Annotated in this window: 20 protein-coding genes; 11 read left to right on the top strand and 9 right to left on the bottom strand. The window is 68.8% G+C overall.

Translation table 11 applies throughout. The annotated features are described in order from the left end of the window. Positions 1 to 21: 21 nt before the first annotated feature. Positions 22 to 768 (top strand): EI24 domain-containing protein, encoded by a 747-nt coding sequence (locus ACIHAO_RS28385; RefSeq protein ID WP_396562855.1) that lies wholly within the window; start codon positions 22 to 24, stop codon positions 766 to 768. 258 nt (positions 769 to 1,026) lie between these two features. On the opposite strand, the gene ACIHAO_RS28380 is transcribed toward ACIHAO_RS28385, so the two are convergent. After that, a complete protein-coding gene (locus ACIHAO_RS28380; RefSeq protein ID WP_396562853.1) occupies positions 1,027 to 4,014 on the bottom strand; it encodes a family 16 glycoside hydrolase in 2,988 nt (995 codons plus the stop codon). A gap of 194 nt (positions 4,015 to 4,208) precedes the next feature. Here ACIHAO_RS28380 and ACIHAO_RS28375 point away from each other — a divergent pair, with 194 nt between their 5' ends. From ACIHAO_RS28375 to ACIHAO_RS28350, 6 genes are read left to right on the top strand one after another with little or no spacing between them, the layout of a single operon-like run. Further along, positions 4,209 to 5,522: a hypothetical protein gene (locus ACIHAO_RS28375; protein ID WP_396562851.1), complete on the top strand. Its 1,314-nt coding sequence runs from the start codon at positions 4,209 to 4,211 to the stop codon at positions 5,520 to 5,522. Further along, positions 5,519 to 6,562, top strand: coding sequence for a hypothetical protein (locus tag ACIHAO_RS28370; RefSeq protein ID WP_396562849.1), 1,044 nt, complete (start codon positions 5,519 to 5,521; stop codon positions 6,560 to 6,562). Before ACIHAO_RS28375 ends, ACIHAO_RS28370 begins: the two co-directional genes overlap by 4 nt. Further along, entirely contained in the window at positions 6,549 to 9,590 is a 3,042-nt protein-coding gene (locus tag ACIHAO_RS28365; protein ID WP_396562847.1) for a hypothetical protein, read from the top strand. The genes ACIHAO_RS28370 and ACIHAO_RS28365 overlap by 14 nt, the downstream gene beginning before the upstream one ends. A gap of 58 nt (positions 9,591 to 9,648) precedes the next feature. Continuing rightward, positions 9,649 to 10,176: a hypothetical protein gene (locus ACIHAO_RS28360; protein WP_396562845.1), complete on the top strand. Its 528-nt coding sequence runs from the start codon at positions 9,649 to 9,651 to the stop codon at positions 10,174 to 10,176. 9 nt (positions 10,177 to 10,185) lie between these two features. After that, complete coding sequence (locus tag ACIHAO_RS28355) at positions 10,186 to 11,031, top strand: DUF3592 domain-containing protein (RefSeq protein WP_396562843.1); 846 nt, start codon at positions 10,186 to 10,188, stop codon at positions 11,029 to 11,031. A gap of 21 nt (positions 11,032 to 11,052) precedes the next feature. Continuing rightward, a complete protein-coding gene (locus ACIHAO_RS28350; RefSeq protein WP_396562841.1) occupies positions 11,053 to 12,366 on the top strand; it encodes an MFS transporter in 1,314 nt (437 codons plus the stop codon). Here ACIHAO_RS28350 and ACIHAO_RS28345 read toward each other — a convergent pair. After that, positions 12,359 to 13,174, bottom strand: a complete 816-nt coding sequence (locus tag ACIHAO_RS28345; protein WP_396562839.1) for a hydrolase — start codon at positions 13,172 to 13,174, stop codon at positions 12,359 to 12,361. The two genes, ACIHAO_RS28350 and ACIHAO_RS28345, sit on opposite strands and share 8 nt — an antisense overlap. A gap of 82 nt (positions 13,175 to 13,256) precedes the next feature. Continuing rightward, the gene (locus ACIHAO_RS28340; RefSeq protein WP_396562837.1) at positions 13,257 to 13,853 is read right to left on the bottom strand and encodes a DUF6801 domain-containing protein; all 597 of its coding nucleotides are present in this window, start codon (positions 13,851 to 13,853) and stop codon (positions 13,257 to 13,259) included. A 228-nt stretch (positions 13,854 to 14,081) separates the two neighbouring features. Here ACIHAO_RS28340 and ACIHAO_RS28335 point away from each other — a divergent pair, with 228 nt between their 5' ends. Then, positions 14,082 to 14,879, top strand: coding sequence for an adenylate/guanylate cyclase domain-containing protein (locus ACIHAO_RS28335; RefSeq protein WP_396562835.1), 798 nt, complete (start codon positions 14,082 to 14,084; stop codon positions 14,877 to 14,879). Positions 14,880 to 15,159: 280 nt separating this feature from the next. Here ACIHAO_RS28335 and ACIHAO_RS28330 read toward each other — a convergent pair whose 3' ends face one another. Further along, positions 15,160 to 16,548, bottom strand: a complete 1,389-nt coding sequence (locus tag ACIHAO_RS28330; RefSeq protein ID WP_396562833.1) for a Gfo/Idh/MocA family protein — start codon at positions 16,546 to 16,548, stop codon at positions 15,160 to 15,162. Between the two features lie 172 nt (positions 16,549 to 16,720). After that, positions 16,721 to 17,416, bottom strand: a complete 696-nt coding sequence (locus ACIHAO_RS28325) for a nitroreductase family protein (protein WP_125784606.1) — start codon at positions 17,414 to 17,416, stop codon at positions 16,721 to 16,723. A 280-nt stretch (positions 17,417 to 17,696) separates the two neighbouring features. On the opposite strand from ACIHAO_RS28325, the gene ACIHAO_RS28320 reads away from it, so the two are divergent. Beyond that, positions 17,697 to 18,416, top strand: a complete 720-nt coding sequence (locus ACIHAO_RS28320) for a S1 family peptidase (RefSeq protein WP_396562830.1) — start codon at positions 17,697 to 17,699, stop codon at positions 18,414 to 18,416. Between the two features lie 57 nt (positions 18,417 to 18,473). Here the strand turns inward: ACIHAO_RS28320 and ACIHAO_RS28315 are convergent, their stop codons facing one another. The 3 genes from ACIHAO_RS28315 to ACIHAO_RS28305 all read right to left on the bottom strand — a co-directional run bounded on the left by ACIHAO_RS28315 (position 18,474) and on the right by ACIHAO_RS28305 (position 21,571). After that, on the bottom strand, positions 18,474 to 19,241 hold the full coding sequence (locus tag ACIHAO_RS28315) for a twin-arginine translocation pathway signal protein (RefSeq protein ID WP_396562828.1): 768 nt from the start codon (positions 19,239 to 19,241) through the stop codon (positions 18,474 to 18,476). Between the two features lie 357 nt (positions 19,242 to 19,598). Further along, entirely contained in the window at positions 19,599 to 20,096 is a 498-nt protein-coding gene (locus ACIHAO_RS28310; RefSeq protein ID WP_396562826.1) for a GNAT family N-acetyltransferase, read from the bottom strand. Positions 20,097 to 20,584: 488 nt separating this feature from the next. Continuing rightward, positions 20,585 to 21,571 carry a helix-turn-helix domain-containing protein gene (locus ACIHAO_RS28305; RefSeq protein WP_396562824.1) on the bottom strand — a complete coding sequence of 329 codons (987 nt, stop codon included), beginning with the start codon at positions 21,569 to 21,571 and terminating at the stop codon, positions 20,585 to 20,587. A 242-nt stretch (positions 21,572 to 21,813) separates the two neighbouring features. Between ACIHAO_RS28305 and ACIHAO_RS28300 the strand changes: the two genes are divergently transcribed. Next, positions 21,814 to 22,059, top strand: a complete 246-nt coding sequence (locus ACIHAO_RS28300; RefSeq protein WP_396562822.1) for a hypothetical protein — start codon at positions 21,814 to 21,816, stop codon at positions 22,057 to 22,059. 42 nt (positions 22,060 to 22,101) lie between these two features. Here ACIHAO_RS28300 and ACIHAO_RS28295 read toward each other — a convergent pair whose 3' ends face one another. After that, positions 22,102 to 23,280 (bottom strand): WD40 repeat domain-containing protein, encoded by a 1,179-nt coding sequence (locus ACIHAO_RS28295; protein ID WP_396562820.1) that lies wholly within the window; start codon positions 23,278 to 23,280, stop codon positions 22,102 to 22,104. 304 nt (positions 23,281 to 23,584) lie between these two features. On the opposite strand from ACIHAO_RS28295, the gene ACIHAO_RS28290 reads away from it, so the two are divergent. Further along, the gene (locus tag ACIHAO_RS28290) at positions 23,585 to 24,604 is read left to right on the top strand and encodes a hypothetical protein (protein ID WP_396562818.1); all 1,020 of its coding nucleotides are present in this window, start codon (positions 23,585 to 23,587) and stop codon (positions 24,602 to 24,604) included. Positions 24,605 to 24,647 lie beyond the last annotated feature (43 nt).

Raw genomic sequence — 24,647 nt, 5'->3', positions numbered from 1 at the left:
CGGACACGGTAGAAAGGTCCGATGCGGGATTTCTTCAAGGGTTTGCGGATGTTCGGGCAAGGGCTCGGCATCCTGGCGCGGTCGCCGAAGCTGCTCCTGATCGGGGCGTTGCCCGCGGTGCTGACCACACTGCTGCTGATCGGCGGGATCGTCGCGCTGGCGTTCTGGATCGACGATCTCTCGCTGCTGCTGACCCCGTTCGCCGACGACTGGTCGCCGGGCTGGCAGACGACGATCCGGGTGGCGGTCGGGGTCGCGGTGTTCGGGGTGGTGCTGGCCATCGCCATGATCGGGTTCACCGCGATCACCCTCGCCGTCGGCGGGCCGTTCTACGAGCACATCGCGGAGAAGGTCGAGGACGACCTCGGCGGGGTGCCGGGCGCTGTCGACCTCTCATGGTGGCGGTTGCTGGTGATGGGCCTCAAAGACGGGCTGTCCCTGGTGCTGCGTTCGCTGATGTTCACCATCCCGCTCCTGATCGCCGGGTTCATCCCCGTGGTGGGGCAAACCGTCGTGCCGGTACTGCTGGCCTTGGTCACGGCGTGGTTCCTGGCGCTGGAACTGATCGCCGTGCCGTTCTACCGGCGCGGGATGGATTTGAAGCAGCGACGGGTACTGTTGCGCCGCCACCGCGCGCTCGCACTCGGACTGGGTCTTCCCGTGTCACTGCTGTGCCTGATCCCGTTCGCCGCGCTGATCGTGATGCCGATGGGCTTCGTCGGCGGTGTCCTCGTCGCCCGTGAAGTCCTCGCGGCGGAGACGGCCTGACCTTTCCCAAGACCGGTAAGGACTATTGAGGGGTAAGGCAGACGTGGCGCGAGTCACGTCCCCAAGCACGCGAGTCACGCGTTACTTCACGACCGGCCGCCGAGGTCACAACCGTCCCACCGTCACCAGGGATCACATCCGACGGTAGTGAGGGCCTCCTTCCCTACCGTCAGCGTAGGCAAGGAGGCCCTCACTACCAGGAGAACGCATACGCAGCAGCGACACCGGCCCCACGCCACGACACGTTTGCCTTAACCCTCAATAGCTGACGGGTTCGATCCAGATGTTGCGGAATCGCGGGTTCTCGCCCGGATCCCCGTGATCCTGGAGCCGGATGGCGCCCGGTCCGGCGTTCTCCGGGTTGTTGTCGCCCGTGCCGCCGTCGATCGCCACGTCGTTGTGGACCACGACACCGTTCCAGACCACGGTCACGCGGGCGTTGTCGGTCTTGTTCCCGGCACCGTCGAACCGCGCGGCCCGGAAGGTGACGTCGTAGGTCTGCCAGGTCCCGGGAGCCGTCGCCATGTTCCGGTCGGGCGCCCGCTTCGAGTAGATCGAGCCCGCTTCGTTGTTGGCGAGCGTGGTGTCCCCGAACGATTCCAGTACCTGGAGTTCGTAGCGTTCCTGGAGGTAGACCCCGCTGTTGCCCCTCGCCTGCCCGGTGACCTCGGGCGGATAGTTCGGCTCGTTCCACTCCACGTGCAGCCGGAAATCACCGAACTGCTGTTTCGTGCGGATGTCCCCGCCGTTCGACTCCATCGCACCGCCCGAGACCGGCCACGTCGCGGCGCCGCCCGCACGTTTCTCCCACGCGTTCAGGTCGGTGCCCTTGAACAACTGGATGCGCTGGGACTCGGTGACGGTGAGGCTGTCGAGGTTGACGTTGCCCGCGTCGCCCGTGTCGTAGCGATAGGAGATCGTGTTCGACCCGGCTTTCAGGTTCAGCGTTTCGGGTTGGGTGTTCCACGTGTCCCAGTTGCCGGTACTGGCGAGCCTGACCTGTTTCACCTTGGCGCCGTTGACGTAGACGGTCACGGATTTGGTACCGGGCGCCGGATCCGGACCGTTCGAGTAGCGCAGTGCCGCGTTGTAGGCACCGGTCTTCGGCGCGTTGACGGTGAACGTCGTCGCGGCGCCCTGGTTCCAGTAGCCGTCCACGAAACCGGTGCCCGTGTAGCCCGCGTGGTTCGTGTTCGTCCCGGCGCCACCGCTGAGCGCGGCCCGCTCCGCCTCGTAGGTCGTGCTCGCCGGCGTGCCACCGGCCAGCGAGTTGAGCGTGTACCACGCTTCGGTGCTCCACAGCGCCGCACCGGACTCCGCGGCGAACGGACGCGGCGACCGCACGTGGACCACGTGCCCGGCCTTCAGCCCCGCCATCTGCAGCGTGACCTTCTTGCGGTCGGCGGAAAGGCTCGCGGAGGTGACGGACAGCGTCTTCTCGTCGATCTTGGGTCCGCCGTACGCCGCGGTGGGCTGGTAGCGCCACTGCTGCGCCTGGTACTTCGCCGCCAGGTTCTGCGCGGTCCCGGCCGACAGCGGCTGGGTGTACTCGAGCTCGAATCCGCCCGCGACCGCCCGCATCGCCTTGATGTCGAAGGCGTTCGTGCCGTTGGGCGTCACCTTCTGCAGGCCGTAGGCGAGCTTGCCCGGCTGGCCCCAGTTGCCTCCGCCGTCGATGCCGCCGGTGTAGATCGCGCCGTCGGGACCGAGGCTGATCCGGCTGACGCCCGACTCGAGTCCTTGCGTCATGCGGAAAACGGCGCCCTGGTACTCACCGTTGACCTTCTCCAGGAAGGCACGCTGGAGCCCGCCGTAGGTCACGTCGCCGTACACCATCTGCCCGGCGAACGGGCCCTGCGACAACATGACCATGTTGCTGGGCGAGTTCGCGATCTCGTTGTGCGGCAACCACAACACCGGCGCGGTCACCGGTTTCGAGTCGAACGGGCCCGAGGGATTGGTGTAGTGGTTGAAGAAGCGGTCCTGCTTGACCCGCACGAGCTTGTTCGCCGGCAGCCAGCCGCCCTGGTTGTCGGTGACGAACACGTCGCCTTCCGGTCCCCAGCCGATGCCGTGCGGCGTGCGCAGCCCACCGGCGACGTAGGAGACCTGACCGGTGGCTTTGTCGACCTTGATCGTCGTGCCGCGGTTCGGCGCGGGTTGCGGATCGGTCGTGGCGCCGCCGTAGTTGATGGAGACGGAAAGGTTGGCGTAGAAGAAGCCGTCTTTGTACAGCAGGCCGAAGGCGAACTCGTGGAAGTTGCCGCCGAACGGCCACGTGGCCACGGTGCGATAGTCGTCGGTCACGCCGTCGCCGTTGGTGTCGTTCAGCTCGACGAGCCGCGTCTTCTCCGACACGTACAGCTTGCCGTCGACGTACTTGACGCCCATCGGTTCCTTGAGCCCGCTCGCGACTCGCTGGGTCCGGACCTTGCTCGGGTCGGTGTTCCCGCTGACGTTGCTCAGCAGGTGGACCTCGCCGAGGACCTTGTCGGATCCGCCCCAGGTGGCGATGGCGAGCCGCCCGTCCGGCAGCCAGTCCATGCCGGTGACCTGCGGCTGGAAACCGTCGGGGCGCAGGTTCGTCAGTGTGAAACCGGGGTGGACACCGTTGAGGGGCAGGCCGTCACCCGGCGAGTCCGCGGCGCCCTCGCATTCCTTGCGTCCCGGCGCGGTCACCCGGACGACGTCGGCGTCGGTGCTGAGCACCGAGGTCGGCACGAGCGCGAAGCCGGCCGCGCCCGGCGGCCGCCATTCGAGGGTGACTTGCTGGTCGTGGAGGTTGTCGAAATGGTCGATCCGCAGGGCGTGGTATCCGGTGCCCAGCTGGACCGAGCCGGTCGCCGGGGTCGCCCCGTGCAGACCGTCGTGGTTGATCACCGTCTGGCCGTCGATCCGGAGCCGCGACCCGTCGTCGCTCGTGAGCCGGAATTCGTACTGGCCCGCGGTGGCGATGTCGATGTTGCCGATGACCTCGGAGACGAACTGTTCGCCGAGCCCGAAGTCCGCCGTGGTGGTCCAGTTGATCGTCGGCATCAGCTTGTCGACGTTCGGCGTCTGGCCGGATTTGATCGTGCAGAGCTTGGTGATCTCGCGCTGGAGGTCGTACGTGCGGAGCGTGACTCCCGGTTGCTGGGGTGGGATGGCCGCTTCGGCCGGGGCTGTCACCAGCCCGGATACTGCCGTGACCAGCGCCAAGGAAGCGACGATGGACCGGTTGAAGCGCTTGCGGACGGACGGAAGCATCGTCGCTCCTCGGGTCGGCGGCGGAGCACCTCTGTGACGCCGCTGAACCTAAGAGGACTTTCGGTCGAAGTCAACGAAAGTATGTACAGAACGGACGAAAGTTAGTCCGAACGGTCGCGCTGCCCGACAGTCCTTACTCACGAACCCCGGCACGACACTCGGATAGAGTTGTGGCCTGCGCGAGGGGAGGGCGATTGACGACGGGATCGGGCGGGCCCCGGCTGCGTTCGGCCGTCCTCACTCAAGCCTGGGAGCGCATCGACGGCGTCGAGGTCCTGTCGTCGGCCGACGGCGGACCGCTGACCCGGACGATCAAGAAGATCATCGACCCGCTGGTGGTCCGCACGGCGGCGCGGCCCCGACTGGGGCGTCCGGTGCTGGACCCGGTCGCGGCGGCGGAGGTGACGGAACTGCTGCTGGCCGACGTGGACAGGTTGCGCGCGACGGCCGCGTGGTTCACCCACCTCAAGCGCCAGCGCCGCGCCCTGCGCATCACGGCGGGCAACGTCCAGGACGTCTGCTTCCCGCTCGCGTACGAGCTGGCGACGGGATTCGGCACGCCCGGCCCCGACGCGGCGGCGACGGCCGCGGCGGCGTTGCGTGATCTGCACGGCGAGAGTGGCGCGGCGGACGTCGATCAGCTCACCGCTTATCTCGCGGATCCGCGGCATGCGGCGGATCTGACCGCGGAGCTGCATCGCCGCTGGAACGCCGAATCCGCCGTATCACCGGACTTTTCCGCGCTCCGGGCGTTCGTCGACGAGCTTTCCGACACCGCATGGCGTGCCCTCGCCGACTCGGCCACTGGTCACGCCCTCGGGCTCGGCCTGCGACGGCAGGGAGGGGCCCGCGCTCTGAGCGAAGCCGTTCGAGAGATCTCCGGGCTCCCGGCTCCGGATCTCGGGCTCCAGCGCGGGGAACGGACCGCCGTCCCACCTCTGAACCGGCGTGACGAAACCGGGGCCGAACTCCTCGAACGCAGTGTCGAACGGCGGGTGCGCGCGACCTTGCGCCGTCTTCCCCCGGACGAGCGGGCTCCCGTCGCCGACCTCGTCGACGACGAACTCGCCAGGGTCGCCGCCGGTTTCGGGCTCGGCCTGCCCGCGCTGGCAGCCTGCTTCGCGCTCGGTGTCGTGCTCGCGCCCGCGTTGCGACCGCTCGACGGCGCGGCGCCCGCGGGCGTCCCCGAATTCGCGCGGCAGCTCAACGCCCAGGTCGCGCGGGAGGGTTACGTCCTGCACGCCCGCCGAGCTCTGGCCGGAGCCACGCCGCTCACCCCGCGGCCCGACGCCGAACTCCTGCGCGACCTTCGCGAGTTCGCCAAGCAGTTCCTCAGCAGGCTGTGGGTCCGGCTGCACGGCTTCGACGTCCGCGGCGACCTGCCCGCCGATGCCGCGGACGTACGCGACCTCGTCACCGGCGTGGTCCGTTCGACCTCGCTGGATCTGCGGACGAAGGTGCGCCGCTCACTCATGGCCCGCCTGCCCGATCTGGAGGCCGTGTCGTGACGCATCCGGTGCACACACCCGTACTCGCGGCCGACGGCGGCCTGATTCGCTTCGCCCTCGCGGATCTCCTCGCCGGCCGGACGACCACGATGCACATCGAACTCACCGACGCCGGAGCCGCCGAACCGTGGCTGACGCGGCTCGCGGGCGCTGATGCCGGCCTCATCGCGCTCGGCCAAGGCCAGGCGGACCTCGCGGCCAAGCCGGAACTGGGCAGACTCGCGTTGCTGCTCTGGCTGCGCCGCTGGTGGCCCGCCGGTCCGTCGCTGGGAATCCCTTCGCTGGACCCGGCGTTGCTGGACCTCGAAACGGCGGTCGCGACGGCGGACGTGGAGGACCTGGCCGAGGGTCTTCTCGACGGTTTCGAAGCTTCCCCGGCCGAACTGTTCGACACGGCGATCGCGGACGGAGCCCTTCTGGCCGCCGCGGCACCGGTCGCCGACGAAGTCCGGGGATTGTGCAGTCGCCTCGCCGCCTGGTTCGACGACCAGGACGACGTCGTGCGCGCCGAAGCGGCGGCGCGCCTTGAGATGGCGGCCCCGGGCCAACGTGCGTACGCGCTGGCAGCGGGCACCGATCCGGTCGCACCCGGTGAAGGCGTACTCGCGAGCGGACGCGCGAGCGTCGACTGGGCACGAGTGCCGCCGGGCATCCTGGACGCCGGTGAGGACACGGTGACGTGGCGGATCGTCGCCGCCGCGTCCGCCACCCGGCTCGAAGTCGTTGTCGCGGGCGCGTTCGCCGACGCGGCGATCACCGCGTTCGCGACCCACGAGGGTGAGCCGTTCGCGGAGGTACCGCTGGAGCTGGGCGCCGGGCGGTTCACCGGCACGGCCGACCTGGACGAGACCGCGGCCCGGCTCGCCGCTCGCGTCCGAAGTGGACAGATCGCCCTCGTCGTCGGCGTTGCCGGCGAGGGGGTCGCCGGGACCACGACGGAAGACCGCGCGGAAGTGGTCGCACTCGTGCGGGCACGCCCGCCGGAGACCAGGACACTCGCCGAACGGGCGGCGGCCGCTTCCGCCGATGAGGAGTTCTGACGTGCTCGTCGGCATGCCACCGCCCCGGAATTCACCCGACCGGCCGCTCCCGCCCGAACTGGGTCCGGCGACTTCGCACGGTTACAACTGTCGTTGTGTCGCGCGGCATTTCGGCCTCGACCCGGCACCGTACGGCGAACTGCCGGCGTGTTCGCTGTCCGAACGCCAGTACCGGAAGCTCCTCGTCGACGCGGCCAAACTCCAGGACAAGGCCAAACGGCTCGCCGCCGCCAGGGACGTCGCCGGCGCGCACCGGACGTACGGCAAGATGCGGGAGATCGCGCAACGGCTGGATCGGACGGATCTGGACCTCGCCGCGGTCAGCGATCTGGCCACCGTCTGCTATTCCGCGGGCGACCTGCGCAACGCGAGGCAATGCGCCGAGGCCGTGCTTCAAGCCTTCAGGGTGAGCACCGCCGCCATCGTCCACTTCGGACAGTACGCCGAGATCCGGATGATCGAAGGCTCCCGGGAGGTCGCCGAGCGTGTGCTCATCTCCTTGAGTACCGAGGAAGGCGACGTCGTCAAGGCGCGTGAGCTGATCGCCGGGCAACGGCGCCGAGCGGCGTTGCGGAAGGAAGAGGGGCCGGATCAGTACCCGCCCGAGTTGCTCGACGTGCACGGCGCGGACGAGCTGGAACTGCGGGTCTTCGACGTGCGCGTCCAGATCGCCGCCGGGGACATGGCGGGCGCGCGGGCCTCGATCGAGGAGATCCTGAAGGCGTTGGACGCCATGGCGGAGATCGACGAGGTCCGCGGGCAAGTGGCGGCGCTGCAGGCGATGGCGCGAGCCGAACGCGCCCGCGTCCGCCAGGCGGGCGGCGAAGACGCCGACGCGCGCGCGGATCTGCTGCGGCTGAGCGCCCAGCACGAAGGCCGTCCCTTGGCCGCCAGGGCGAGCATCGAACTGGCGGCCGACCGGGCCTTCGGCGGCGACCTCCCCGGAGCGGTCGCCGAGATCGTCGCCGCCCGCGACGAACTCGCCGACGCGGGCCTGAACGGCGACGTCGCGGAGGCGAGCCACGCGCTGGGCACACTGCTGCTGTTCACGGGTGATGTCGTGCAGGCCAGGGAACAGTTCGAGCACGCGGGAAAGATCTGGACGGCCAACGCCGACGTCCCTGGCCTGCGACGGCTCGACGTGGCGCTGGCCCGCTGCGCCATGGCCGAAGGCGACTGGGCGAAAGCGAGTGAACACGTGACCCGCGCCCGGGAGTCGGCGCGGACGTCGGGGGACTGGTCGGACCGCCTGCACACGGATTTCGTGGCGGCCACGATCGGCTTCGCCCACGGCGAGGACCTGCGTTCGGTGCTGGATCTCCTGCTTCCGCTGGCGCTCGCGGCGGCGGAGTACCGGTTCGAGTTCACCTCGCCGCAGGCACGCACGGCCTGGGCCCGCGACGTCGCCGGTCCGGCGACGGACATGCTGATGGCGCTGCTGGCTCAGCTCCAAGAGGCGAGGCTGGCGGCGGAACTGATCGAGCGCACCTGCGCCGTCGGGGCGTACACGGGCGTCGAGGGCCGTTCGCTGGATCTCACCGGTGCGCTGCCCACCCTCGAAGTCGGCCCGGTCGCCGAGGGACTCCCGTTGGCGGCACTGGGTTCCGTCACGTCGTCGCTTCCGCTGCGGCTCGCCCCGCCACCCGCGCTGCGCTGGTCGCCTTCGTCGCCCATGGAGCTGGACCCGTGGCTCCGCCTCGCCGCCGAGCGATATCAGCTGCCCCGCACGGTCGCCGAAACCGTCGAGACCTGGCCCGCCGCGAAGCCCGGACGCGAGACCTTCCTGCTGCGCTACGCCGACGCCGGCCACACCTTCCTCACCTGGCGGACCACTGAGGACCTCGACACGGTCCACACCCATCCGATCGAATTCGCCCTGGTCGCGACCGCTCGCCAGTACTTGGACGCCGCGTCCCCCACACCACGCGAAGGCGAGAGCGCGGCCGACGCCGTCCGTCGCTCACTGAGCGAAGACGCCTTCGGCAGCTTCGCCGGCGAACAACGCCTTGCCCGCGTCCTCGCTCTCAACCTCCTGCCCGCCGACCTGGTCGAACGGCTCCGGCGTGCCGCGGACGGCGGAACCCGCCCGCTCCTGCGGATCCAGCCGTCCCCGAGCCTCGCCGGTGTCCCGTGGGGACTGCTCGCCCTGCCCGACCGCCGGGCCGATCACGTGCTCGAGATCGAGGAGATCGGCGGCTGTTTCGAGGGTGACGAGCGCGTTCTCGACGTCGCCGACGTCTCACTGCTCGCCCCGGCCGCGATCCCACGCCGTCCGCCCGCCGCCGACGGCCCGCCCGTCTACCTGCTCGACCCGCGCATCCCCGGCCAGAGTGCCTTCGGCGAGCTGGGTTCGGTGCTGGGCAAACAGGACGCGACGTCGCCGCTGATCCGCCATCTGGACGCGCGGCTCGCCGAAGGCCCGGTCCTGCCCGCCGCCGGACACGGGCTCGATCTGGTCCGCCGCACCGACACGGACCGCCGTCTGCTCGCCGCACTCCTCTCGCGGCCCTGTTCGCGGCTGGTGTTCGTGGGGCACGTCAGCCGGGTCCGCGACGAGTACGGCGCGCAGACCGCGCTCCATCTGTCCTGTTCGGCCGACCTCCCCGGCACGGCCGCGCCGATCGGAGCGCACCGGCCGTTCACCGCCGCCGACCTCGCACTGTCCGAAATGGACAGTATGCCGGCACGGGTGGCGCTGATCGGCTGCGCCAGCGCGAGCGATTTCGGCCTGGCCGAACCGTTCGGTGTGCTGCTCGCCGCCGTCGCGGCCGGAGCGGGCCTGGTCGCCGCCACGGTCTGGGCCTTGCCGACCTCGGCTGCCGTGCCCGGTTCGGACCCGATGTCCGAACTCGTCATCGCCGTCGACACCGCCCTCGCCGGAGAGGACCCGGTCACCGAGTTGTGCGCCTGGCAGCGATCCCGGCTCGCCCGCTGGCGCGAGAAGCCCGAACCGGCGGGCTCGCCGGTCTTCTGGGCGCCGCTGACCTGCCTCGACGCGACCGACGACGGGAAAACCTGGGTTCGGTAGCAGCCAAGCCCGCCGAAGCTGTGTCCAGCACCAACGACACGGCGAAAGGCGGCACCCGATGTTCAAGAAGATCCGCGACAAGATCAACGACGCGACACAGCAGGGCATGGCGCGTGGGGAGCAGGACTTCCACCGCCACGCGGAACAGTTCCGGCAGGCCGCCGCCGCGCAGGGCCACGACATCACCCCGCAGCTGCCCACGCCGCAGCTGGCCGCGCAGGCGTTCCGGAACCTCAACGCCGACCCGGACATGGCGGCGTTCCTGGCGCTGCCGATGGACGAGCAGTTGCGTCAGCAGCAGGAATTGCAGGCCTACGGCACCGAACTGCGGCGGCTCTACGACACCTGCGAGCCCGCCACCCTGGTGATCCGCGAGCTGGAGCCGACCGGCCGGAAGATCGCCGGGCAGGCGCAGTACACCGCGACGCTCGAGGTCACCCGTGCCGACGGCACCACCTATCGGACGGTGTCGCAGCTGATCGCGCCGCTGGCGACGATCCAGCAGTACGCGCCCGGCACCCGCCACGAGGCCCGCGTCGACCCCGCCGACCCGGCGAAGGTCGCCGTGTTCGGGCCGATCGCGTAGGCGGCGGCGATGTTCGGGTCCTTCGAGTTCGGCCTGCCGGGAGATCCCCGGCAGGCCCGCCGCCCGGGTCTGCGCCTGTGGTTGCTCGGCGTGCCGACGACACTCGCGTGGGCGGCCGTCGGCTGGTCGGGCGCCCTCGGGTTGCTGGACGGCTTCCGGCTGATGTCGCTGAACCGCGTCGACGCGTGGGGGCCCGACGCGGGCCCGGCGGTCTCGCTCGTCCTGTTCTTCAGCGTCTCGATCACGGTGGCTTCGTCACTCGGGTTCGCGATGCTGTGGGGCGGCGGAATGTCGCTGAGCGGGATGGGCGTCGGCTTCCGGGCGAGCAGCCTCGCCGCGTCCCTCGGTATCGCGCTGGGCAGCGGTGTCGCGATCCCTTCCTGGACACCGCCCGAGTCGGTGGGGAAGCGGCTGCCGTCCGAACCGTGGACCGATGTGGACTGGATCGTCTACTACGAGCCGTATCTCGTCCCGGCAGTGGCCGGGGTGACGGCGCTGGTCATGATCATGGTGCTGGGGCGGGCTTTCGTCACCAGGGCCGAGGCGGACGACCGTGCGCAGGCGCTGGCCCAGACCGGCCGTCAGGTGATCGGCCATGTGCTCGGTGTCGAGTTCACGAACGTCTGGGTGATGGGGAATCCGCGGTTCAGCGTGCAGGTCCGGTTCCCCACGGACGGCGGCGAGCGGACCGTCATCACGTCGATGATCACCTCGCCGATGCAGGCCCCTGCCCGAGGTTCGACGGTGAAGGTCACCTACGACCCGCTGAACCCCGACACGGTCCAGGTGGATCCGGATCCGGCCGATCGGGCCGCCGGCGGAAACTTCGGTGCGTTCCTGCCTCCGCTGTTCTGATCGCCCTCTACACTCCCGCGGATGGACGAACAGACGGCAGAGGTGTCCACCGCGTCAGCGGTCCGCAAGGCGATGATCCGGCTGGTCCCGTTACTCGGGCTGCTCTATCTGCTCAACTATCTCGACCGGGTCAACGTCGGGTTCGCGGCGCTCACCATGAACGCCGACCTCGGCATCAGCTCGGCCGCCTACGGGCTCGGCGCGGGCCTGTTCTTCGTCGGGTACTTCTTCTTCGAGGTGCCCAGCAACGTCATCCTGCACAAGGTCGGCGCCCGGATCTGGATCGCGCGGATCATGGTCACCTGGGGCATCGTCGCCTCGGCCACCGCGTTCATCCAGGGCGAGGTCAGCTTCTACATCGTCCGCGTGCTGCTCGGGATCGCCGAGGCCGGGTTCTTCCCCGGCATCATCCTGTACCTGACCTATTGGTTCCCGCGTAAACAGCGAGCCAAGATCGTCGCGCTGTTCTTCCTCGCGGTGCCGCTGTCGTCGGTCATCGGCAGCCCGGTTTCGTCTCTGCTCATCAAGCACGGCGACGGCGTCCTGGGCTTCGACGCCGGCTGGCGTTTCATGTTCTTCGCCGAAGGGGTGCCTTCGATCCTGCTCGGGGTGGCGGTGTTCTTCCTGCTGCCGAGCAAACCGAAGGACGCGAAGTGGCTTTCCCCGGGGGAGCGCACGGCGTTGCAGTCGGCCATCGACGCGGAAGACTCCCGTGAGGTCGGCAAGGAGGTGAGCACCCGATCGGCGCTGACCGATCCGCGCGTGCTCGCGCTGAGCGCCGTCTACTTCGGGATCATCTTCGGCCTCTACGTTCTCGCGTTCTTCCTGCCGCAGGTGATCAAGGGCTTCCAGCAACAGTTCCAGACCGACTACAGCATCGTGGAGATCGGGCTCATCACGGCGATCCCGTACGCGGTGGCCGCCGTGGCCATGGTGCTGTGGGCACGCCATTCGGACCGCACCGGCGAACGGGCGGGGCACGTCGCCATCGCCGCGTTCGTCGGCGCGGTCGCGATCGCCGTCGCGCTGTATCTCGGCTCGCCGCTGTGGGTGATGATCGCGGTGACCGTCTGCGCGGTCGGCGTGTTCACCGCGATCCCGGTGTTCTGGCAGCTGCCCAACGCCTTCCTGACCGGAGTCGGCGCCGCCGCCGGGATCGGCCTGATCAACTCCTTCGGTAACTTGTCCGGCTTCGTCGGTCCCTACCTCACCGGCTGGTTGCAGGGGCTGACCGGGAGCTTCCGTGCCGGGATGTGGGCCGTGGCGTTCTTCATGGCGATGGCGGGGGCCATCGCGTTGACCTTCCGCAACAAGGAAAAGAACGCGATCAAGTGAGGTGGTCGAAGTCGCCGTTCACCCACCGGATGTGGGTTTCGGCGCTTCGGCGCACCACGGCCTTGGCGTCACGATCGATGGTGTCGCCGCCGAGGGTGTAGAGCCGGTCGTAGGCGAAGTCGTCCAGCCGGTCGACGATGCGGCGGACCACGGCACCCGAAAGCGGGATGTGCTTGGGGAAGTTGCGCTGGAACGACACCCAGTCCGGCGCGTACCCACCCGAGATCGTGTCGCCTGCCAGGATGCTGCCGTCCGGCGTCCTGGCCACGGCGCTGCCGCGCATATGCCCGCCGAGCCGCACCAGTTCGAGGCCCGGCAAGGGTTCCACGTGCTCGTCCCAGAACTCGAACGCCGGATCGGGCGCGGGCAGCCATTCGCGGTTGCGTTCGTTGACGAGCACCGGAACCCCGCCGAGCGCGCGGCTCCAGCCGAGCTGGGCGCCGAACATGTGCGGATGACTGGTGGCGATCACGGCGACGTCGCCGAGACCGCGTACGACGTCGAGCACCTCGGTGTCCAACCAGGACGGCGGATCCCAGAGCAGGGTGCCCGCCGGGGTCACCGCGATGAACGACCAATGGCCGATCGCGAAGTTCGGTTCCCGTTTGATGCTGTGCAGGCCGCGGCCGTGATCGCGGTGCAAGGTCCTGTGCGGCGCGGAGATCAGTTCCTCGTGCGTCCACCAGCGTCCGGTGTGCGCGCCGAGGTCGCCTGCTTCTTCGATGCCGACCTCGCCGCGATCGAGAACGCACCGGGGAGGCTCGGGAGTGGCGGGATGTTCGATACCGCACCTGTCGCAAATCCACATGATCGACAGCTTGCGACCTCCAGTGCGCTGGAGGTCAAGACGCGTCTTCCCCCGGCTCGCCGAGCCGGGGGAAGACGAGGGTTCAGCTGACGGTCGTCTTGCCGAGGACGGCGTCCTGGTCGGGCGGGTCGAGCGCGAGCTGGACGTCGAACTCGCCGAGGGAGCTGTCGGTGACGATATGCGAGGTCGCAGCGGCGTCCACGCTGCTGGTCGCCTCACCGGCGGGGGTGCCCGCGGGGATGGTGAAGTCGACCTTGCCCTGCGCGGTGAACTTCAGCGGCCCTTCGGCGGGCACCTCGGTGTCGGGGATCGGCAGCTCGATGGGAATCGAGATCTTCTGCTCGCCGAGCGCGATGTTCACCTTCGAGGCGATCGTGCCGGAGAGCTTCTTGGCACCGACGAGCCGGAGCCCGTCGCCCGCGGCCTGACCCGCGTCGACGTCGAGGGTGAACGGCACCGAAACCGGCTCCCCGGCCTTCGCCGCCGCCGGGATTTCCGCCTTCACGACCACCGCCACCTTCTGGTCGCCGATGATGGGGAAACCGCCCTTGTACGTGAGATTCTTTTCGACGGCGGCAGCGGTTCCCGCCGCGGCGAACATGACCGTGCCGGCGACCGCGGCCGCGATCCCGGCCGCGCAGAACCGCCGAACACCCTTCCGTACGAGGGTTTCCGTCATGTCAGGTCCTTTCGTCGTTGAATGGGCTCGACGCCGAATCTAGGTGGAAAGTCACCAACGAGGAAAGGAAAAGATCTCTCGCGTTTTCTTTACGTGTCGATCTTGTCACGCATATGTGGAATAGCGTGTTCGTGAATTGTCATGCGAAGGCGGAAAGGGGAAATGCGCGCCGCTTTCTTGTCATCCCGGTGACAGGTGCTCCGGTCGTACCGTGCGCGGTCTAAGGTCTTGATCGTGACCGAACGACCCGAGCCGTGGCATCGCCGGACCCGCAGGTTCCTGCGTGCGACGGACCAGCGCGGCGAACTGGTGCGCGGCGCGCGGTTCCTCCGCGGGCTCGTCCCGGGGGACGGCACACCCGGCGATCCGCTGGCGCCGTCGACGGGCCGTTCGTCCGACCGGCTGGCCCGCCTGCTCGCCGAGGCGGGCGCGGACCGGCCCAGCGCCACCCGTGAGCTGGGACTGGCCGCCGTGCAGGCCTGGCAGGCCGTCCGCCGGACCGGCGCGCCGCCGATGTCCGCGGACGGGATCACGGTGCTGTTCACCGACCTGGTCGGCTTCTCGACCTGGGCGTTGCAGGCGGGCGACGAGCGCGTGCTGGAGCTGCTGCGTTCGGTCGCCGAGGTGACCGAATCGGTCGTCACCGGGCACCGCGGCAGCATCGTGAAAGGGCTCGGCGACGGTGTGATGGCCGTGTTCGCCGACCCGGGCGAGGCGGTGAAAGCCGCGTACGAGACGTGCTCCGCTGTCAGCGTGATCAAGGCCGAGGGCTACCTGCCCCATCTGCGCGCGGGGCTTCACCGCGGCAACCCGAGTCGCGTCGGCAACGACTACCTCGGCGTCGACGTGAACATCGCCGCCCGCATCATGGCCGCCGCCGACGGCGACGAGGTGCTGGCCAGCGGAAGTGTCGTCGACGAGCTGGACCCCGGCGCGGTGATCGTGCGCCCGCGCCGGAGTTTCCGCGCCAAAGGGACCCCGAAGGACCTCCGTGTCTACCGCGTCGTGCCTCGCTACTCGTCGTGAGTGGCCAGTCGTGTAGGGCCAGGTCCGGTCCGTGAAGGCCTCCTTGAGGGACTCTGGGTCCCTCAAGGAGGCCTTCACGGACTCCAGGATCGCCACGTTCGCCCCAGCTGTACCAGCAGTCACAGCCGCTGCGCGTGAAGGCCCCCTTCCCTCGGCTCAGCCGAGGAAACTCGACCTTCACACCTTCCCGAGTACATGAAGGCCCCCTTCCTGTACCTAGGCGCAAGGAAGGGGGTCTTCATGTACTCGGGCGGCAAGTGCCGCTCACGAGCCGCACGTCCTAGCCGGGCATGTCCGAGGGCTGCGAGTCCAGCCCCGAACGGGGCTTCGACCAGCCACCGCGCGTGAAGTCCGGCACCGAGACCGGTTTCCCGCCGCGGGCGAGCGAAACCACGCTCAACGGAACGGGGGAGCACCAGGCCGCCGAGTCGTAGACGTCGATGTCCGGCACCAGCCCGGCGCGCATCTGCTGCACGATCCGCCACTGCAGCACGTAGTCCATGCCACCGTGCCCGCCGAGGTTCGGGTCGTCCTTGAGCTTCTTCCACAGCCAGTGGTCGTGGCGCTCGCGGTAAGGCCCGAAGTCCTTCCACGCGTGCCCGCTGTGGTCGGGCTCCAGGTAGATGCGGGCGGGGTAGTCCTCCACGATGCCGCGGCTGCCGGCGAGACTGTTGATGCGGCTGTACGGCCGCGGCGAGCTGACGTCGTGCTCGGCGCGGATGATCCGCCCCTGCTCGGTCTCGATCAGGCAGGTCACCAGGTCGCCGTTGACGTAGGTCTCTTTCCACGACGGATGGCCCGGCGGCATGTGGCGTTTCCGGTAGTCGGCGAGCCCCTTCGGTTCGGTCGCCGTGGCGCGCAACGTGGCGAACCGGTCGCCGCGGTTGACGTCCATGCAGGCGGCGATCGGCGCCAGGCCGTGCATCGGATAGAAGCTCGCGGTGCTGCGGGTGTGCCATTTCCGGCGCCACGCGTCGGTGTAATACGTGTCGGAGAACAGCAGTTCGCGCAGGTCGTGCAGATAGCCGCCGTGCCCGTTGGTGACCTCGCCGAAGACACCCTCGTGCGCCATCTTCAGGATGGCCAGCTCGTTGCGGCCGTAACTGCAGTTCTCGGCCAGGAACAGGTGTTTGCGGGTCTGCTCGCTGGTGTTGACGAGGTCCCACAGCTGGTCGAGCTCGGTGGCGATGGGCAGTTCGACGCCGACGTGCTTGCCGGACAGCAGCGCGGCCTTGCCCTGCGGGTAGTGGAACTCCCACGGGGTGGCGATGTAGACGAGGTCGATGTCGTCGCGGGCGAGCATCTTCTTGTAGGCGTCGGCGGATCCGCCGTACTCGGCCGGGCGCGGACGCCCGTCGGCGGCGAGCTTGTCCGCGGCGGCCTTCGCACGCTCGGCGCGGATGTCGCAGACCGCGGTGACCGCGGCGCCCGGTACGGCGCTCCACCCGCCGATCATGGACATCCCGCGATTGCCGAGACCGATCATCCCGATCCGGACGGTCTGGTGCCGCTCGAACGGCACCCCGATCATGCTGCGCTGACCAGGACGGCGAGGCGCGCTTTCCACCTCTTCGGCTGCGGTCGCGCTCGTCGGGATCGCGGCGAGCGCCCCGGCGGCGAGCGCGCCGCCGAACAGTGTCCGCCGGGAGACAGAGGGCAGGTCGGCCATGAAGAACACTCCTTCGTGTCGCCTTCGGTGCCCAGACCTTGTCCAATCGCCGCCAGATATGTCAAGAGATGCGTCAAAGTGAGCAGTAAACTGCACTAATGAGCAGTTTGACTGCTTGTTTTCGGGCGCTTCGCGCAACCCGGGTGCGCGCACACCCGGGTCACGCTCGCGCTCAACGGCGGATCAGCACCTGGTCGATCGACTTGCGCACCAGGTTCGGCACCACGCAGTCGTCCGCCGGATAGCCGACCGGGATGACGGCGAACGCCTTCTCGTTCTGAGGCCGCTCGAGCAGTTCGCCGAGGAATCGCATCGGCGACGGCGTATGCGTCAACGCGGCCAGCCCGGACAGATGCAACGCCGTGATCAGCATGCCGACCGCGATGCCCACCGACTCGTCGACGTAGTAGTGCTTGTGCTTGGTGCCGTCCTCGTCGAGGAAGTAGCGCTGCTGGAAGACCACGATGAGGTACGGGGCGTCGGTGAGGTGGGTCTTCACGGCGTCGGTGCCCAGCGGGCGCAAGGCGGACAGCCATTCGTCGCCGAGCCTGCCCTCATACGAAACGCGCTCCTCTTCTTCGGCCGCCTCCCGGATCCGCTGTTTGGTCGCGGCGTCCTTGATGAGCACGAAGGTCCACGGCTGCTGATGCGCGCCACTGGGTGCGGTGGAGGCCACCGCGATGGCGTCCACCACCGCCTGCTCGGGTACCGGGTCGGTCGAGAACATCCGCACGGTGCGGCGGGTGTCCATCCGGCGGCGTAGATCGGCGGCGGTCGCCAGCGATTCTTCCGCGGACATGCGCGCCGGACGGTAGGGCACCGGCTCGAAGGGGTCGCCGTAGGTCGGGGTCCACTGTGCTGCGGTCATGGTCACGATTGTGGTGGCGGACCTGGTTTTCGGGAAGCCCCGGAGCCAGGTTATGTCCCTGGGATTATGCCGCCATCCGTCTCAAGTGGACGGACGCCGGTCGTCGTAACCGGCGGGCCCTTCCAATACCTAGAGGGCCACTTAGCGGTGGTCGCGGCGTGGGAATAGGTATCTACTGCACGACTTTCGTCGGTGTCAGGTTTCTCTTGCCGCGCCCCAGAATCAGCACACCCGTCCCCATCGCGCGGCCGAACCCGGGTCGCAGAAATGAGTCGGAACCATGCGACTGCGCTCCTTCGCCCTGATCGCCGGCACCGCCTTCGCGGCGCTGCTCGGCGTCACCGCCCCCGTGGCGTCCGCCGCGGAACCGTCCTCCGATGTCCAGCCGATGATCATCGGCGGCCAGAACGCGTCGAGCGGCCCTTGGGCGGCCAGGCTCTTCGCCAACGGCAGGCAGACCTGTACCTCGACGATCATCGCGCCGCAGTACATCCTGACCGCGAAGCACTGCGTCGCCGGCAGCGGCACGTTCACCTTCCGGATCGGCAGCCTCGACCAGCAGAGCGGCGGCACCATGGCCACCGGCTCCACGGTCACCCGCCACGCAAGCGCGGACCTCGCGATCGTGCGCCTCACCGCCCCGGTGAACGCCACGTACTCGCCGCTGGGCACCACCGCCAACGTCTCCGTCGGGCAGACCGTCCAGGTCTACGGCTGGGGCGCGACCAGCCAGTGCGGCTCGGAGATCAACTGCCAGTCGCGCTACCTGAAGGTCGCCAACGTCTCGGTCACGTCGGTCTCGTGCCGTGACTACAACGGCGGCATCGCGGTGTGCGCGCGCCGCGGCGACGGCATCACCGCCGGCGGCGACTCGGGCGGCCCGATGTTCGCCTCCGGCCGTCAGGTCGGCGTCGCGTCGACGAGTGACCGGCAGACCACCACCGCGTACACGAACATCACGCGGTACCGGCCCTGGATCCAGCAGATCGCCGGCGTCTGACGTCTGGACGTAGCGGGGCCCTCCCCGGCGGTTGCCGGGGAGGGCCCTGTTCCTGCGCTAGTCGGGACGGCCGACCTGGGTGTTCGACAGGTCGAGACCGATCGCGAAGTCCGCCGTGTAGCCGGTTCCGACCTGCTGTGGACGCAGCAGCATCTGGGCTCCGCCGCTGCGGTAGATCGAGTCCCGGCTGTTGGTCGTGTCGGCCGGGCCTTTCCGCCGGTACGGTTCGGTCCGCAGATAGGCCGCGCCGAATTCGGGTGTGAAGTAAAGCTGCGAGGTGAACTCGTACGGACGGCCGTTGGTCCCGACGGTGCGTATTTTGAGGTGGATATGCAGCGTGCGTCCCGTGTACCAGCCCGGCAGAATGGTCGTGAACCTGGCCACTCCCGATTGGTCGGTGTTCTGGTAACCGCGCAGGAAACGGCGGCCGCGACTTCCCTGGGACGGAATGTCGGAGTACAGCCCGAACGCGTCGCACTGCCAGAGGTCGACCATGGCCCCCGATAGCGGGGTGCACACCTGCTGGCGAATTTGCTGAACGGTGAAATTGATTGCCAGCGCGGTGCCGGCGACCAGTTGTCCGGTGGATGGCTCACTGCGGATATCGGAGCGGTTGAGCCGTTCGTCGACGAAGTACGGACCTTCCATTTGCTCTGGCTTGACCACGCAGTCCAGCGTGCAGACCTCGGGTGTGCCTGCACTGGAGGTGGTGGCACTCGCGGTGGCGGATCCGGCGACAGTGAGTGTCGCGCCGGCGGCGCCGAGGAGAATCAACGCCTGCCGCCTGCCGAGTACCCGGCCTACGGGCTCATCATCGTCATGCATGGGTTTCCTTTTCGCCGAATGAGGGGAGCGAGGGAACTGAGCGCGACAAGGGATTGTCGCATTGTGTCGCGCGCAGTCGATTGTCCGCCTTGACTCGCTCGCTGTCGAGAAAGTTCACTCTCGCGCATCATACTTCGAAGTGTGCAGTATTCTTTGATGGGCCATATTCTCGAACCGCTGCTACGGCATTCGCGTACGACGCCTGGAAGTCCGGTTTGAGAAAGTCCGACCGCGGCGGCCATTTCTGCGCAACGCCGGACAACCTCGCTGCCGGGGTTTTGGTTCGTAGCCGCTTTCCGCGAATCGCCAGTACTGGACTTTTCGCGAACGCGCGACCAGTGGAGATCTGAAACCTGACTACCGGCGGTCCGCCGGGATCTCGTAGATGATCTCCAGTCCGTCCTCGTCGTCCCACTGTTCGCCGACCTTGACGAAGCCGTACTGCGATGCCAACTGATAGGAGGCCGTATTGGCGGGGCTGATCGTGACCCGGACGGTGTGTACCTGTGGCTCCTGAACGGCCCGCGCCAGCAACGACTCCAGTGCCGCCCGCGCGTAACCGCGTCGTCGGTGTGCCGGGTCGACGGCGTAGCCGATCTCCACCATCCCCGATGTGTCGGGAGGCCCGTGGTAACCGGCCGTTCCGACGGCCAGCAGGTGTCGCTGATCCCAGATGATGCCGGTGACCCAGGCGGCGCTGCCGGGGTCCGCCGCGACCTGCCTGCTGCGCCTCTTCCACAGCCCACGCCGATCCGATCCGGTCAGGTAGGCCGTCAGCGGTACCGGGCTGGTCGCGGTCGCTCCGGCCAGATCACCGCGAGCGAGCGCGTCGAACACGGGACCGGTCAGCTGCACGATACGAACCGCCGGCTTCGGCCTGTCCGATGTCGCTGCGTGATGATCGTCCGGCACAGAGGTGAACCTGTCAGGGAGCCGAGCACGACGCAAACGATTTGGCACGACCGCTCATCGGCATGTGCGGATGGTCGGGCACGCGGTGGTTCCCTGACCTGGCCACACGGGGTGAGAAGGCGATCGCGGTCTCTGTGACTGATCGTCCATCGGTGCGGGTTTGTTCGTTTTCCGGCTGGTTTGGCCATTGAGCGGCGCTGCGCCGGGTTCGCCATGTGTGCTGCGCTGATCCGCTCGGGGAGCGAAGCTGGGGGCACGGTTCAACTGCCTGGCTCCGCTGGGCGAACCCGACTCCCGGCGGTCCAGCCCCCGCCCCCGGGAGCTGATTCCGGGCGGAGATCCGCCGCCCGGAGTCAGGTTCGCGTCGTGGTGCGGGGATTCCGGGGCGCCACCGCACAGCCGCGTGGGGGCGAGCCCGCAAAGCCAGAGGGTCAGCGATCGTCGCGCTGCAAGGTCCGGTAGGGCGGGCAGCCGTAGGTGGTGCGGTAGTGGTGGGCGAAACGGCCTGGGTGGAAGAAGCCCCAGCGGGCGGCGATCTCGGTGACCGTGACACCGGTGGTGGGGTCGGTGGCCAGTAGTTCCTGATGGGCGTGGGAAAGGCGGGCTCGGCGAAGGTATTCCAGCGGGGTGCTGCCGCAGTGGCGGCGGAAGGCGTATTGCAGGGCCCGGATGGACACGTGGGCCGCGGCGGCGATGTCGGTGACACTGATGTCGTGGTGGGCATGGTCGTCGATGAACGCCATCGCCCGCCGCAGGGTGGCCGGATGCGAGTCGTGGCGGTCCTCGATGGTGGGGTCGACCAGCGCGCTGTTCGGGAAGGTGCTCAACACCGTCGCGGCCAGCATCCGCCCTGCCGTACCGGCCACGAGCGGTTCTGCCATGACCTGGGGCCGGTCGCGCAGGGAGGTTTCGAGGTAGTCGATGGTCGCGGCCAACTGCCGGGCGGCAACGCGGGTGCCGGGACGGTGGCCGGTGAACCGCAGTGGTGCGGGCCGTCGGGTTTCGGCGGTGGCGGCGACCTGGCCCAGTACCGGGAAAGGGATGGAGATGCCCTGCAAGCCACCACTGGGTGTCCGCAGCCAGTACGGCACGCCGCCCTCGGCGGTGGAGAGGAGGAACACCTCGCCAGGACCGAACCGGTGCTCGGCACCTTCGGACCGGTAGTCGAACGTCGCGGTGCGGTGGCGGCCGATCGTCAGAGTCGGCAAGGACTCCACGGTGTAGGTCATGTCGACGGTCTGCACGGCATCGATGGCGAAGGTGACAGTGGCCAGCCGGGTGTGGCGAAGTAGTAGACCGTCTTTGGGGCTGCCCAGCCGGATACTGCTGCCGTAGACACCACTGATGTACTCGCCCCAACGGTCGTGATCGCGAGTCTCGAACAGCACAGGCTGGGACGGGGTGGGCACGGCAGCCATCGTCATGACTCCTGGCACTAAAGGACATCGGCGACCTGCTCCGGCCGCCGCCATCAGTACGGCGAGCAGCTTCCTCCTGCCGGCAGTGCAACGCAGCAGCAAACAGGCACGGCCACACAGTCGGAGCAGCGAATTTCGGCCACCTCACTCGGACGGTCGTATGGAGCATCGGCGCATCCGCCGATCGGCATGACAGGACGTTCGCTCGCGGACCGGATGTCACTCCGGACGCGGTGGCGGCGATGGCCGGCATCGAACCGGCCGTGGCCGCCGCGCTGCTGCGCACACCCGCGGCAGGGCACCTCGTCGAGCGCCACGCCCCGGCCCGCTATCACATCCACGATCTGCTGCGGCTCCACGCGGCCGGACGGGCGGCCGAGGAAGACCAGCACCATCAGGCCATCGAACGGTCCGCCCGGCTACCGGCCGAGGTCCAAGGTCAGGCGGCGGCGGAGGTTCCGCACTGGTCGAACCTCGCCGTCCGCTGACCCGTTCATGGAACGGGCCACTGTGAAGCCGTACGTGATCCACTAGCCCAGGCCGCTCATGTCCCAGAGACGCACGGTGTGGTCCAACATGACGGTGGCCAGAGTCTGTTCAGCCGGGCTGTACAGCACGTGCATGGCGGCGGCGACGGTGCCGATGGGTTCACCGCGTGATTCGCGGCTGGCGACGTCCCACAGTTGCACCCCCTGGCCCGCGCTCGCGGTGACGAGGCGCCGGCTGTCCGGGCTGAACGAGACACTCACGGCGCTGTTGTTGACCGGCTGCCCGAGCCGGCGGCGGCCGGCCACATCCCAGAACTCGGTGGTCAGGCCGGACACCGCGATGGCAAGGGTACGTCCGTCCGGACTCAGGGCCAGGCTCAGCACCGGGCCAGTGGCGTCGATGGGAAGGCGGCCGAGCTGCTGACGGCTGTCGACATCCCAGAGCCGCACCGTGTTGTCCGCCGCCGCGGTGACCAGCAGGCGGCTGTCCGCGCTGAACGCCATGGCGAGGATGCCGGAGGTGTGGCCGAGGAGGGGTTCGCCCACCTGCTTGTGGCTGGCCACGTCCCAGAACCGGACCTTGCCGCTGACCTCCCCGGTGGCGAGCAGCCGATCGTCCGGGCTGAACTTGACCACCATGCTGAAGATCGGCAGCCCGCGCATGCCCTCGGTCTCGCTGAGCGATTGGCCGACCTGCTGAAGGCCGGCCGTGTCCCAGAACTGCACACCCCGGCCCGAGGGCGCGACGGCCACGGTGCGCCCGTCCCGGCTCATCGCCACCCCGTTGGCCGAGCCGGTGTCGAAGGAGCCGAGCTCCTTGTGGTTCGGCACATCCCACAGCCGCACGGTCTTGTCCGCACTCGCCGTGGCGAGGACCTTGCCGTCCCCGCTGAACCCCATCCCAGTGATGTTGGCGGTATGCCCGGACAGGGTGCCGAGCTCGCGTGCCGTGGCGGGCGGCGCCAGCGGGTTGATGTCGAACCCGGTCCGTTGGCCGTCCGTGGCCAGCCAGAACATCAGGACCAGGGTGACCACCAGCGCGATGCCGCCCGCGCCCGCGCCGGCCATCAGCGCGCGCCGCCGGGTACCGAGATATTGGTGGACGCCCCCGGAAATGGTGTTCGCCTGCACCACCATGTTCGTCTTCGCCGACACGGTCAACTCGTTGTGCGTCTCGGGGGCAGGTGAGCCGCTGCCGGCCTCCGGTGGGAGGTCGGTCACCGACGTCGCCTCGTGTCCATGACGCCGAATTCTAGTGGCGCGCCGTCCGCGAATTGGGTCCTTCAGCAGGGGACGGTCCCGGTTCGCTCGAAAGCACCAAGGCCGGCAGAGGAACGTCCACATTTCGGCAGGACGGAATCAGCACGGACCGCGGCACAGGCTTCGAAATCCATGAATTGAGCAGGCCCAGTATCGCCATCAACGCGAAGTGGAACTGATCGGCTGATTCCCGAGGTCCCCGCCGTCCCGGCCCTTCCGGGACGCTAGAGTCATGACGTTCGTCAACACAGTTCTGGGGGTTTTGATGAATCTTCGTCTGTTGTCGACCGCGGGCAGTGTGCTCGTGGCGACCGCTCTTCTCGCCGCGCCCGCGGTGGCGGATGTCGCGGTCACCGATCTCGGCTTCCTGCCCGGAGCGGATCGGGGCATCGCGACCGCGGTCAACGCCCACGGCGCTGCCGCGGGCTCGGCCGGAGCCGGCGATTTCAGCTGGCAGCACGCGGCGCGATGGAACACCGACGGCACCATCACCGACCTCGGGACGTTGCCGGGCGGCACGGTGAGCGGCGCCGGCGGTATCAACGACGCCGGTGTGGTCGTCGGCTCCTCCGCCTCGGGTGACGACAATCGTCAGCACCCGGTGGTCTGGGGAGCGAATGCCGCGATCACCGCCCTCGGCCTGCCGCCGGCCTACGGCGACAGCTGGGCGGAAGACATCAACAACGACGGTACGATCGTCGGATACGGGTTCAACGGAGCGGCCGGATTCACCCGTGGCCTGCGCTGGGATGCCGGCGGCGCGGTGAGCGAGCTCCCGCCCCTGCCAGGGGGATACAAGATCAGCATGGGTGCCGCGGTCAGCGCGGACGGCACGATCGTCGGTACCTCCTCGGGGGGCGGTCTGCCGGTCCGCGCCACTCGTTGGAACACCGATGGCACGGTCACCGATCTGGGCATCTTGCCCGGTGGAATCGACAGCCGCGCCAACGGCATCAACATCCACGGGCAGGTCGTCGGCTACGCCCGGGGTGCGGACGCCGTCACGCGCGCGGTCCGCTGGGACGCCGACGGAACCATCACCGTCATCGGCTCCACGGTGAGCTGGGCCAACGACATCAGTGACACGGGCGTCGTCATCGGGGTGTCCCAGGCGTCGACCGGCGCTTACCAGCCCATCGCCTGGAACCCTGCCGGAACCACGACCAGCCTCGCCATGCTTCCCGGCGACGACACCGGCACCGCCTGGGCGATCAACGGTTCCGGCGCGGCGGTGGGTCAGAGCGGCTACCAGTACCGCCCGGTCCGGTGGCATGGACTTGGCTGAGATCGGGCAGATCCGGCTCAGCGTGCGGGTCGGTGTGGCCGCC

The organism is Amycolatopsis sp. NPDC052450 (assembly GCF_044547565.1).
In the GTDB taxonomy this organism is placed as follows: Bacteria; Actinomycetota; Actinomycetes; order Mycobacteriales; family Pseudonocardiaceae; genus Amycolatopsis.
Note: the sequence above shows the minus strand (reverse complement) of the source record. Positions and strands in the feature narration are given on the sequence as shown.